The sequence below is a fragment of the Pseudoalteromonas shioyasakiensis genome, from assembly GCF_024518675.1.
Lineage (GTDB): Bacteria > Pseudomonadota > Gammaproteobacteria > Enterobacterales > Alteromonadaceae > Pseudoalteromonas > Pseudoalteromonas shioyasakiensis_B.
Window position 1 is genome coordinate 41968 of the sequence record NZ_JANIGL010000007.1, and the last position, 12307, is coordinate 54274.

The following is a 12307-nucleotide window of genomic DNA, read 5'->3' on the forward strand; positions in this document are numbered from 1 at the left end:
GCTACTGGTATTTTGGTTTTCTTTTAAATAATCCCCGTTAATGATGATTTGGGTACTTTTTACTTTTTTAGCCGCCTTTATGCAGGCATGGCGTAACGCGCTGCAAAGTAAACTCAGTATTAATATGAGTCTTGCTGGGGTAACGCTTTCACGATTTATTGTTGCCAGTCCAATCGCTGCACTTTACCTTTATTATTTATACCAATATCAGCCAACTGCACTACCTGACTTTAATTCTGCTTTTTGGTTTTTCATTATTGGCGCTAGCCTTATGCAAATTATTGCAACAGGGTTAATGGTAAAACTATTTAAAATGAACAACTATGCAGTGGGTGCTGGTCTTGCGAAAAGTGAAGCTCTGGTTGCGGCAATCTTTGGGGTGTTATTTTTTGGCTCTACGCTAAACCTACTTGGTTGGCTTGGTGTGTTTTTAGGGGCGATAGCGGTACTATTGCTTAGTGGCATTGCCAAGGTTAAACAGTTTAACTTAACAACCGCATTAATTGGTTTAGCGTGCGGCAGTTGCTTTGCTTTGACATCTTTATGGGTGCGTGAAGCCAGCTTAAATTCAGGGTTACTGTTTCCACATTCGCCCGCATGGGTGTTGTTGTTTGTCATTAGTCTGCAAAGCTTGATATTACTCGTTTACCTACTCATTAAAGAACCGCAAACAATTAAACAGATGTGGCATTACAAAAAAATGGTTTTCTTAGTCAGCTTTTTTAGCTGTATTGGTTCAATTGGTTGGTTTAGTGCAATGAGTTTACAACATGTCGCTTATGTTAAAACCTTAGGGCAAGTAGAAGTGTTTTTTACAATGCTGATCTCGGTATTATGGCTCAAGCAACCTTTGAAGCGTCAAGACAGCGCAGGGCTAATATTAATAGCCATTGCCGCAATATTAGTGATGTTACCTTCAATGTAAAAACGACCCTAGGTAGGGTCGTCTGAATAAATAAAACAATCAAATTAATGACTTATTTTTAAAGTGATCACACCGCTGATAATCATCAAAACACCAGCTATACGGCCAAATGTTGCAGCGTCATTATAGAATAAAATACCTACTAGGAATGTACCTGCGGCACCAATTCCTGTCCATACGGCATACGAAGTGCCCATAGATATATCACGCTGAGCGAGCCATAACATAAAACCACTCGCGACCATAAAGGCAACTGCAATACCAATTCCTAACCAACGGTGCTCACCATCTTGTGACATTTTCAAACCCACTGGCCAACCTATTTCCAGCAAACCCGCGATAATCAAATAAATCCACGCCATTAATTGTCTCTCTTTTTCAAAATCACGTCGTATAAGTCTTCACGACGATCTTTTAAGTTACGTACAGTACCTTCACTGTGAAGAATTTTCAGCTTATCCATATCCAAATCACTAAACAATAGCATTTCTGTATTAGGCGTCGCTTCATTCAAAGTGGCATCATGTGGAAATGAGAAATCAGATGGGGTTAAAACAGCTGATTGTGAATATTGCACATCTAAACTTTCTACCTCTGGTAAATTACCCACAGAGCCTGCTATTACCACATAACATTCATTTTCAATCGCCCGCGCTTGGGCGCAATGACGTACTCGCAGGTAGCTATTTTTTGTGTCTGTCCAAAATGGTACAAACAATATATCTAATCCTTGCTTAGCCAAAATTCGTGATAACTCAGGGAACTCAACATCGTAGCAAATTTGAATACCTACTCGGCCCGCATCGGTATCAAACACCGCAATTTTATCACCACCTTGAATAACCCAATCATTTTGCTCATGCGGCGTGATATGAATTTTACGTTGCTCATCAATTTTCCCGCTACGATGACATAAGTAACTGACATTATAAATTTTATCACCCTCGGCTAATGGCATAGAGCCGGTGATGATATTAGCATTATATTCAATTGCCATACGTGACATCGCATCACGGAATGTCTCTGTATATTCGGCTAAGTAGCGAATCGCTTCGGTTTGATTACTTTGTTCTGTCAGCCCCATTAAAGGTGCGTTAAAAAACTCAGGGAACAAAATAAAGTCACTTTTATAATCTGATACCGTATCAACAAAATATTCAACTTGCTTAAGTAGCTCGTCTACTGACTCAACACAGCGCATCTGCCACTGTACCGCCCCTACTCGGACAATCGATTTAGTGGATTCAAGCACCGTATCTGTCGGCTCAAACATAATGTTATTCCACTCAAGTAAAGTAGCATAACCTACAGACTCTTGATCTTCTGGTAGATACTTTTTCAATAAGCGTTTGACCTGAAAATCATTCGATAGTTGAAAACTTAGAATAGGATCATAAAGCTCTTTATGGTCGACTTTTTCGATGTACTGGGTCGGTGTCATCTCATTGCTGTAATTGTAATAACGCGGAATACGTCCCCCCGCTAAAATAGCCCGCAAATTATATTGCCGACATAACTCTTTACGCGCATCGTAAAGCCTACGCCCTAAGCGCATACCACGGTGGGTAGACGAAATAACCACATCTAAGCCATATAGGGCATCCCCTTCGGGATCACTAAACACCCGATCATGGCCATCGACAATATCTTCATAAGTATGGGGGTTTGAAAAACGCCCGTAGTCAACTTGCACACTCAGTGCTATACCGACCAAAACACCATCATCAACCATGCCTAACTGACCTTCAGGGAATTGATCAATTAACCTAAAAATTGTGTGGCTTGGCCACGCGCCACCCAAATCGGGATAGGCTTGATCCATTAAGGTCTTAATTTGTGGGTACTGCTCTTTGGTTAAGTTACAAATTTCTAAATGGGTTTTTTCTGCCGACATACACAACTCCTTGAGGTGCAAGACATAGTTATTTTGCTTACCTGTCATTTAAACAGCTTATACCTACAAGGTATAATTATTTATTTTCTTATTGATAAAATAGTGTAATTGAAAGGTCCTGAATAGCCGCTTATAAAAACACAGCTATTGCCTCCTTATGGAACATAAAGCAATGACCGCCATTTCACGACCACTGCTAATCAGTTTAATAACCAAAGAACTCAAGTATCTAAGGCTGAATAACAATTTGGTGGTTGATAGCTTGTGGTAGCAGTGGCGTTAATTTTGCGTCGACATAATCGCTAAAGCCAGCGCGATAAAACGGCGAAAGTGGATGACCAGACTGGCCACCTGGAATCGCCATGACAGCATTTTCTAAGTAACCGGGCTGTGCGATAAAACGCTGTGACGCACCAAACTTAGGGCCTTGTACCGCGGGCATAAAACTATCACCAAACCCAGGAGCTTTAGGCATATCAAGTAATTTGCTTAGCTGTGGAATTTGCTGTGAAAAAGGATGCTCAATAACTAATTCATTAACCACGCCCCAGCGCCAGTTTTGCACATCACCACCAAATTCAGCAGTTAAATTTGCTACGGTTTTATCAAACGCAGTCAGTAATTGTTGTTGCCAACTACTGTATTTAGGGTTTAACCAACTACTAGGCTGCTGTTCTATTAACTGCCAAATTGCAGGCTCTAAATCTCGCTTAACATATTTGAGTGAGCCACCTTGTTGCTCGAGCTGAGTTTGCAAAGGGCTAAATACGGTATTTATTACTTCATCTCGAAAACGCCTTACCAAAGTATAGCCAATGGAATCTGGGCATGCACATGCTTGCCAATCATTTAACAGTGTAAGGTACTGCTGATTAGTCTCAGGGTGTTGGCTTAACTGCTTCAGGAGTAATTTATGCCAAGGCTTTAAAAAGCGCGCTTCATTGTCATGTTGCAATGTATTAAAGTCTGCCTCATTAAACTGATCTTGCTCAAATAACCTATCTCGTATTTGCGTTGAACGCGCGCCCATCGCATAGCCACCGTTGCCAAATCGTAGGTCATCCTGTGCAGATACAACCCTTGAATTACCGGTCCATAAACGCTCACCTGTGGGGTTTTTACTACTTGGCCTATGCAATTCATTTTGTCGCCAAAGCTCGGAATAATCCGCTTCCGAAATAGCGAGTTCGCTCGGTTTTTTTCGAGCTGGGATCGCCCCCATACTTTTCCACGCCGCATTGCCAAGCTTATCTACAACCATCAAATTTTGCACCGGAATGCCAACTTGACTTGCCAGACCGAGCGCATCGTCGACCGTTTTAGCTTGCTCTAGTTGCAGCAAATTCATGTCTACCGCATAAGGCATATGAGCAACCCAGCTAAGAGCAAACTGCTTACCATTTATGTCTCGCACAGGGCCATATTCACTCATGGTCAGTAAATATGGCTCAAAACGCCCATCAGGTAAGGCTATTTGCTCAGTTACTTGCCACGTTTTACTGTTGCTGGTTAAAGCCACCCAATCAGCGGTATCTAAATAACCATTAGTGAATCCCCAAGCAATATTATTATTAGTCCCAACAACAATAGCTGGCGCGCCAGGAAGAGATACCCCAGTTACCTGATAAGCATGACCGCCATGCTGATAATTAAATTGCGCACGATACCAAATAACGGGAACGCCCATCGACAAGTGCATATCATCAGATAATAAACCGGCACTGTTCGAAGTTAATTTACCCGTTACAGCCCAGTTATTACTTCCTCGCTCTTGGTTGGCTTCAATACGATGATAAGCATAACTATCTTGGGCTGGTAATTCTGGTATACCCTGTTCATATGCTGGTAGTTGACTGCCATCAAGCGGAGCCTGATATGGGCTAGGTTGTGTTAGAAACTTCACCATATCAATACCAAAAATATCGGCAATTTGAATTAGAGCTTGATCTCGCTCAAAAGTGGCTGTTTGTAAGTCCAAGTACATACTGTATATAACCAGTAAGCTGTCTTCGCTACGCCAAGGCTTTTGCTGCGCCCCTGTTAATAAGTATTCAAAGCTTGCAAATCCAACTTGTGCTAGCCCTTCATTTACTCCAGCGGCATAACTTTGCAATAAGGCTTGGTCTTTTAATGGCAACTGCTCAACAATCGACGCACTGCGCTTACGTAGTTGATGAAAACGCATTTTTTTATCAAGCTCTAACGCAGCCGCACCAAATAATTCACTCAGTTCGCCCGCCGCATTACGACGTAATAAGTCCATTTGAAAAAAACGATCTTGACCATGAGCAAAACCTAACCCATAAGCTGCATCGTTACGATTGCTTGCAGTTATAACAGCTTGGCCTAAGCTGTCTCGTCCAAGCTGCACCTCACTGGATATTGCTTGGCTGCGCCCTTTGCCATCAAGAGCAGGTAAGCTTAATGACAATACCCCATAAACAATAGCTGTTGCCGCTAAACCTAAAATGAGTACAATTAAAACCAACCACTTGACGAACTTGAGCATAACTAAATTCCTTGCCTATTGAGTTTCTCCATAATACTCACAGATTTATGAAAAATTAATGTTATTTTCAGTGAATCTTTTCATTTAAGCACAAATGTTTATTCGTGTTTTCAATATTATTGAAAATGCTAATAAAGTTCGATGAAAATAGCCCTGTTATTTCGAGTAGGAATTTTTATTTCCGCTAATAATTAGCTATAGTTGAAGTGCCTTGTTTCAAAAGTAAACGCAAAAATGCCATTGTCACCAACAAAAGATCACACTCAAGTTTCAAAATTTAAGCTGACATTTTGGCTATCACTTTCCTTTATATTGATAACTAGCGTGGTACTTGATCGCATTAATTATAATCGTGCTAAAGAATCTCATCGATTACTTATTTTATCTGAAGTCAGTACTTATCGAACTCAATTAGAATCCATACTAGTATCGAATATTCAACTTGTCCGAGGCCTTGCCGTTGCAGTAGCAGCAGAACCAAATTTAGATCAGGAGCGCTTTTCACAAATTGCAGCCCCTTTATTTGCTACCTCTTCAGAGCTGCGTAACATCGGCGGTGCTCCTGATATGGTTATTCGTATGGTGTATCCATTAGCTGGTAACGAAAAAGCCATCGGACTTAATTTTTTAAAAAATAAAGTGCAACGTGCCGATGCAATAAGAGCCCGCGATAACAATGAAATAGTAATGGCCGGGCCACTCACTTTAGTTCAAGGTGGTGAAGCCCTGATAGCCAGAGTCCCTGTGTATTTACCACCAAATAACGAATTTTGGGGCTTGTTATCTGTGGTATTAAATCTTGAGAATATTTATAAAAATTCAGGTATTCACCAATTAGAAGAAAATTTTGATGTCGCTATACAAGGACAAAACGGACTAGGTATTAACGGCGACTTCTTCTTTGGTAATGCAGATATCCTCACCCGTAATCCACTACAATTTAATTTAACTTTTCAAGGTGGCGAATGGGAAATTTACGTTGCCCCTAAATCTGCTTGGGCACCACCAGCTTCTACTATTTGGCCGCTACGCTTAGCCATTATAACAATCATCGCTTTGCTGGTATGGGCATTTTTATTCTTCTTAAAAATGCTTGGACGACAACAACAAAGCGAAAAAATGCTGACTACAATGAGCAGCTTAGCTAAGATTGGCGCATGGTCTTTTCGCCTTGATACGCAAGAAGTTTATTGGTCAGACATGACTAAGAAGATATTTAAATATGATCTAGATAAACAACCAGATTGGCCCACTAATTTGAATTACTTCAAAGCAGGGGAAAGTCGTGACACGATTAAAGGACTGATTGAACGAGCGATAAAATTTGGTGAAAGTTACGAAGCTGAAATTGAAGTTGTAGACTCGCTGGGTAAATCAATATGGGTACTGGTTCATGGTGAAGCCGAAATGCGTAATGGCCGCTGCGTAAGAATATTTGGTTCATTACAGAATATTAATACACGTAAACTCATTGAAATAGAAAACAATAAAATAGCTCTTCACAATGAAGTATTAGCTTCTTTAACCACAAATAAAGCAATCTTAACCGGGTACCTAAAACAGTCAAAAGACGTTATCACGCACGCAATTTGCCAAGCGCTAAATGTGAATCGTGCAAGTATTTGGCTGTTTAATGAGGATAAAACACAGCTGCAAAGTTACGCTTACCATGGTAAAAATGTTGCCGATAGTGCCATTACTGCCTCATGGCAACAAAATAAACTTGATGACTTTTTTGCCTCCATTGATAATCAAGCGGTAATAAACGCACCAACCGCGCAAAGCAATCCATTAACAAAACCCTTAGCCGAATTTTATTTATCTCCGTTAGCCATAGAGTCTATGCTTATTGTGACTATCGTAGGCGGCAGTAGCACTATCGGTGTAGTATGCGCTGAGCAGTGTAATGACGCTCGGGCATGGTCACGCAACGAAGAAAGCTTTTTAATCGCAGTTGCAGCACTGATTGGTAGTTTGCACTCAAGTGAACAGCGCATTGAAACTGAGCAACAACTTGTCACAGCCAAAGAGTCTGCTGAGCAAGCGGTCGCCGCGAAAAGTGAATTTTTGGCGAGTATGAGCCACGAAATCCGTACGCCGATGAACGGCGTACTCGGTATGCTAAATATCGTGCAACAAACACAACTCGATCCACAACAACTACACCATATTCAACTAGCGCAATCCTCTGGACACTCATTACTAAATATCATTAACGATATTTTAGACTTCTCAAAAATTGAAGCCGGAAAACTCGATATTGAAAATATCGCTTTCAATCTCCCTAAATTACTGGGTGAAGTGGTTGAGTCATTCGCCTTAAAAGTTGAACAAAATCATACCAAACTGATTTTAGATGCAACTAGAATCAACGTAAATGAGATAGTAAGCGATCCCAATAGAATAAGGCAAATCATCAATAACTTATTGGGAAATGCCGTCAAATTCACTAAAGATGGTGAAATTATCGTTATCGCGGATTTAACTGACTCCACCGAAGGGACCTTTTTAAACTGCTCAATTGTTGATACTGGGATCGGCATAAGTGCTGATAAACAAGCCGCTTTATTTGACTCGTTTACGCAAGCAGATACATCCACTACTCGACAATACGGTGGCACAGGACTTGGCTTAGCAATCGTGAAACAGTTATGCCACTTAATGGACGGAGAGATAAACGTTACCAGCGTACTTGGTCAAGGTAGTACCTTTACTTTCTCTGTCAAAGTTAAGCCATTATTGAGTAAAGCCAATGACTTACCTAGCCATTTAATTAAAGATAAAAATATTTTAATTATCGATAACTGCCCATTAAATAGTTCGATTGCTGATAAGCAACTTAGCGTATGGGGAGCTAATTCTAATACGCTGAGTGACTACACTTCACTTAACGGCTACCTTCAAGAAAGTTCAACAGTCATCGATGCTATTTTAATTGATTATGGCTATTTTTTGACTGCAGATATGGATGCTATAAACCAATTCAAAGCATATATAAGCAAGCATCAAGTTAAAATAATCCTGATGGCCCCAATGAGTTTCTCACAAGAAAATGCCAAGCTCCCAATAGCTGTTGATTGCATCATTTTCAAACCATTGACTCCCTCAGATCTATTTGATTCGCTCGCTAATGAAAAATTTATTGAGCAACAGCAAAATAATGCTCACCCGCAAGCGAATATAGCGTTACCGAGCCACAACGTATTAAACACCACAAAAATTTTATTAGTTGAAGATAATAAAGTGAATCAGGTCGTCGCATCAGCCCTATTAAAACAAGCAGGTGTTAACTTTGACATCGCTGAAAATGGACTAGAAGCCATTGATAAGTTAAAAACTAATACTACATCACCTTATAAACTGGTATTAATGGACTGCCAAATGCCAGAAATGGATGGCTACCAAGCAACGCAAGCAATTCGCCGAGGAGAAGCGGGCGAAGGTTACCGAAACATCACCATTATAGCGTTAACAGCCAACGCAATGCAGGGTGATAGAGACAAATGCTTAGCAGCTGGTATGAGTGATTACTTGACCAAACCATTGGATTTTGATGCGTTAAATCCTAAATTAGAACACTGGCTCAACCAATAAAAAGAATAAGGAATGCAATGCAATTAACCGCACACCAGCAGCGTGTCATCGGCTGCTTATTAGAAAAGCAAAGCACAACACCTGAGCATTACCCGCTATCATTAAATAGCCTCACCAATGCATGTAATCAGAAATCAAATAGAGATCCTGTGCTCTCGCTAACTGAAGCACAAGTTCAAGATACGCTCGATGAATTAATTGCTCAGCGTTTAGTAACCATAGACGAAGGTCTATCGGGGCGCGTGAGTAAATACGCACATAGGTTTTGTAACACCGAATTTGGCAACTTAAAACTAACTGAGCAGCAACGTGCAATTATTTGTTTAATGCTGTTACGTGGTGCGCAAACGCCTGGCGAGCTAAGAACAAGAAGCAACCGCTTAGCAGAGTTTAGTAATGTGAGCGAGGTAGAAACAGCACTCAATGAACTTATTTCGCAACAATATGTTATTAAGCACCCTCGTGAGGCAGGAAAAAGAGAGAGTCGTTATAGTCATTTATTCTCTGATTTAGCCAGTGAAATAACCACTGAACAAAGTGAAACAGAACAACCACAGCTTAAAAACCAAGAGATGGAGGAGTTACTCGCCGAAATAGACGAGTTAAAAGCCGAATTACAAAAAATTAAGCAACATTTAGGGCTTTAAATTAAGCGCTACGAATAACATAATATACCCACACCAGTAAATAATCAGGAGCTCTAAATGCGTGCCGACATCGTAGCGGAAATGAAAGTCCAGCCAAACATAGATATCAACAATGAAATTAACCGCCGTGTTAGCTTTATCAAAAACCGTCTTGTTGCAGCACATTCGCGCTCACTGGTATTAGGTATTAGTGGCGGTGTTGATTCATCCACCTGCGGCCGGTTATGCCAATTAGCAGTTAATCAGTTAAATGAAGAACAAAACACTGAGAAATACCAATTTATAGCTGTTCGCCTACCTTATGGCGTGCAAGCTGATGAAGATGAAGCGCAACTTGCCGTTAACTTTATCCAGCCGAGCAAACGCTTAACTGTCAATATAAAACCCGCGGCTGATGGCATGCATGAACAAGCACTTGCGGCCATTGTTGGTTGTGGCGAAACCTTGCCAGAGCAAGCTCAAATTGATTTTATTAAAGGCAATGTTAAAGCTCGTCAGCGTATGGTTGCCCAATACGAAATCGCAGGCTTCACCCAAGGTTTAGTTGTCGGCACTGATCATAGTGCAGAAAACATTACTGGCTTTTACACCAAGTTTGGTGATGGCGCTTGTGATTTAGCCCCTTTATTTGGTTTGTCAAAACGCCAAGTACGAGCGCTTGCTCAGGAGCTAGGTGCCCCTGACATATTGGTGAACAAGGCACCAACCGCTGATTTGGAATGTGACCGCCCAGGCTTAACCGACGAAGAAGCGCTAGGCCTAAGCTATGAGCAAATCGATGACTTTTTAGAAGGCAAACCTGTCACTGATGAAGTGAGCGAAAAGCTTATCGCCATATACCAACGTACTCAACATAAGCGCCAAGCAATCCCAACTATCTATGACGAACTGTAATAGTGTGTTAATTCGTAAAGAGTAAATACCGCCTCAATAGCAATTAATAGCAATAAAAAAGCTATTAATTGCCCACTTTTCATTTTTGCACACAAATACGCGCCAAGCGGCGCTCCCACAACGACAACAGGTATTGCGGCAAATAAGTAAGCTTCAACTTGTTGACTAACCCCATCTAAAAAGTAGTAATTAGTCACACTTGAGGCCACCGAAGTCAGCGCCATTATTAACACTGATGTTGCCGTCGCCTTTTGAATATTAGCGTTGCAGGCAATAATTAATAAGGCAAAAACTGCGATATCAGCACCAGAACCAACGAGCCCAGACGCTAAACCACCGATAAAGGCAACAACTACAAGCCTGCTATAATTAACGCAGATAGTAGCCTCGCTACATAGATGCTGACTCCTATGATATAAACGCCACAGCAAGGTTAATGCAAAACACAATAACAAACAGCTAAACACCCCTTTAACTGCTAGCCTTGGCAAATACTCAGCGATAAACAGCAAGCTCATACTTGAGCCAGCTATAGCAATAGGTGTAGCTACTAACACCACATTACGGTAAAACTTAATTCCAGTAAAAATGATAGTTAACGCAGCAGCACTCATGCCAAAACTTTGAATAGCTAAAGAAAAGATTTTAGCCGTTACAGGATCAATCGCGAGTAACTTGGTCATGACGGGAAAAGCAACCGCGCCTCCGCCTAAAGCCGTTCCACCTGCAACAAACGAGCCTGCGGCCATAGTCACAGCGATACTGATTTGTGTAATGAAATTACTTAATAGCTGAGTAATACCTTGATTGATCAACAATCCACTGTAAACCATTACAATAAACGTTGCGGGGAATAACCACGGCTTGATTTTTAAAATTCTTGTAAACAAAGAAATGGGCCAACGCGTTATAAACTACACACCTATTATGCTGATAAAAAAATAATCAGCAAAGTGATAATATTTAATACACTGATCGAATAAACCGATTAAGCCGTAAGACACACAATAACCCTACAACACTGAGGGTGAAATAATACTGTAATTTGGTTTATAGTAGACAGTATTAAGGCAACGCGTTTAGCAGAGAATAACTATATTTATGACATCACCCATTTTAATTACTGGAGCTGGCCAACGAATTGGGCTAGCACTAGCACAGCACTTACTGCAGACGGGTCAACAACTCATTATCACCTATCGCACTCGTCACAAAGTGATTGATGAATTAGCCGCTCAAGGCGTAACCTGCATAGCTGCAGATTTTAACAGTACACAAGCAATTAATAAGTTTATTGCAACGCTAAAAAACCATACACAGTCACTAAAAGCCATTATCCATAACGCATCTAGCTGGGATTGTGAGGCTAACAACCCTGACTATGCAGACTTGTTCGATAACATGCTACGCATTCATGCCAAAACACCTTATTTAATAAACCTGCAATGTGCTGAGCTATTATTAGCACACCAAAGAAGCACACTTAGCCCAGCTGATATTATTCATTTAACTGATTACGTCGTAGAAACAGGAAGCCCGAAACACTTAGCTTATGCCGCAAGTAAAGCTGCACTTGAAAACCTCACTAAATCATTCTCAGCTAAATTTGCACCGCACATTAAAGTGAACTCGATCGCACCATCGTTAATTATTTTTAATCAACATGATGATGCTGCTTACCGTGAAAAAACGCTGAAAAAATCTCTTATGGGGATTGAGCCTGGTTGCCAAGAAATAATTAACAGCGTCGAACTATTACTGAATAGCCATTACATCACTGGGCGTTCGATCCCCGTTGATGGTGGCAGACATTTAAAATAACGTATTTATAAATTGAGAACTCT

Annotated in this window: 9 protein-coding genes; 5 read left to right on the forward strand and 4 right to left on the reverse strand. The window is 40.8% G+C overall.

Annotated features, from left to right (window positions below):
• The first annotated feature begins 43 nt into the window (after positions 1 to 43).
• Positions 44 to 925 (forward strand): DMT family transporter, encoded by an 882-nt coding sequence (locus tag NQT69_RS16620; protein WP_256828921.1) that lies wholly within the window; start codon positions 44 to 46, stop codon positions 923 to 925.
• A gap of 44 nt (positions 926 to 969) precedes the next feature.
• Here the strand turns inward: NQT69_RS16620 and NQT69_RS16625 are convergent, their stop codons facing one another.
• The 3 genes from NQT69_RS16625 to NQT69_RS16635 all read right to left on the reverse strand — a co-directional run bounded on the left by NQT69_RS16625 (position 970) and on the right by NQT69_RS16635 (position 5328).
• Complete coding sequence (locus NQT69_RS16625; protein WP_256828797.1) at positions 970 to 1287, reverse strand: DMT family transporter; 318 nt, start codon at positions 1285 to 1287, stop codon at positions 970 to 972.
• Positions 1287 to 2819, reverse strand: coding sequence for a carbon-nitrogen hydrolase family protein (locus tag NQT69_RS16630; protein WP_256828798.1), 1533 nt, complete (start codon positions 2817 to 2819; stop codon positions 1287 to 1289). Before NQT69_RS16630 ends, NQT69_RS16625 begins: the two co-directional genes overlap by 1 nt.
• A 229-nt stretch (positions 2820 to 3048) precedes the next feature.
• Positions 3049 to 5328 carry a penicillin acylase family protein gene (locus tag NQT69_RS16635; protein ID WP_256828799.1) on the reverse strand — a complete coding sequence of 760 codons (2280 nt, stop codon included), beginning with the start codon at positions 5326 to 5328 and terminating at the stop codon, positions 3049 to 3051.
• Between the two features lie 234 nt (positions 5329 to 5562).
• On the opposite strand from NQT69_RS16635, the gene NQT69_RS16640 reads away from it, so the two are divergent.
• The 3 genes from NQT69_RS16640 to nadE are packed head-to-tail and all read left to right on the forward strand — an operon-like array spanning position 5563 to position 10463.
• Positions 5563 to 8922 (forward strand): ATP-binding protein, encoded by a 3360-nt coding sequence (locus NQT69_RS16640; RefSeq protein WP_256828800.1) that lies wholly within the window; start codon positions 5563 to 5565, stop codon positions 8920 to 8922.
• A gap of 17 nt (positions 8923 to 8939) precedes the next feature.
• Positions 8940 to 9569: a YceH family protein gene (locus NQT69_RS16645; protein WP_256828801.1), complete on the forward strand. Its 630-nt coding sequence runs from the start codon at positions 8940 to 8942 to the stop codon at positions 9567 to 9569.
• A 57-nt stretch (positions 9570 to 9626) separates the two neighbouring features.
• Positions 9627 to 10463, forward strand: coding sequence for an ammonia-dependent NAD(+) synthetase (nadE, locus tag NQT69_RS16650; RefSeq protein WP_256828802.1), 837 nt, complete (start codon positions 9627 to 9629; stop codon positions 10461 to 10463).
• Here the strand turns inward: nadE and NQT69_RS16655 are convergent.
• Positions 10448 to 11353, reverse strand: a complete 906-nt coding sequence (locus NQT69_RS16655; RefSeq protein ID WP_256828803.1) for a sulfite exporter TauE/SafE family protein — start codon at positions 11351 to 11353, stop codon at positions 10448 to 10450. The two genes, nadE and NQT69_RS16655, sit on opposite strands and share 16 nt — an antisense overlap.
• 211 nt (positions 11354 to 11564) lie before the next feature.
• Between NQT69_RS16655 and folM the strand changes: the two genes are divergently transcribed.
• Positions 11565 to 12284 carry a dihydromonapterin reductase gene (folM, locus tag NQT69_RS16660; protein WP_256828804.1) on the forward strand — a complete coding sequence of 240 codons (720 nt, stop codon included), beginning with the start codon at positions 11565 to 11567 and terminating at the stop codon, positions 12282 to 12284.
• The last annotated feature ends 23 nt before the right edge of the window (positions 12285 to 12307 follow it).

Excerpts from the sequence above, each read along its gene's own strand:
- NQT69_RS16630 (WP_256828798.1), bottom strand. The coding sequence starts at position 2,819 with ATGTCGGCAGAAAAAACCCATTTAGAAATTTGTAACTTAACCAAAGAG.
- NQT69_RS16645 (WP_256828801.1), top strand. The coding sequence starts at position 8,940 with ATGCAATTAACCGCACACCAGCAGCGTGTCATCGGCTGCTTATTAGAA.
- nadE (WP_256828802.1), top strand. The coding sequence starts at position 9,627 with ATGCGTGCCGACATCGTAGCGGAAATGAAAGTCCAGCCAAACATAGAT.
- folM (WP_256828804.1), top strand. The coding sequence starts at position 11,565 with ATGACATCACCCATTTTAATTACTGGAGCTGGCCAACGAATTGGGCTA.
- NQT69_RS16620 (WP_256828921.1), top strand. The coding sequence starts at position 44 with ATGATTTGGGTACTTTTTACTTTTTTAGCCGCCTTTATGCAGGCATGG.
- NQT69_RS16635 (WP_256828799.1), bottom strand. The coding sequence starts at position 5,328 with ATGCTCAAGTTCGTCAAGTGGTTGGTTTTAATTGTACTCATTTTAGGT.
- NQT69_RS16640 (WP_256828800.1), top strand. The coding sequence starts at position 5,563 with ATGCCATTGTCACCAACAAAAGATCACACTCAAGTTTCAAAATTTAAG.
- NQT69_RS16625 (WP_256828797.1), bottom strand. The coding sequence starts at position 1,287 with ATGGCGTGGATTTATTTGATTATCGCGGGTTTGCTGGAAATAGGTTGG.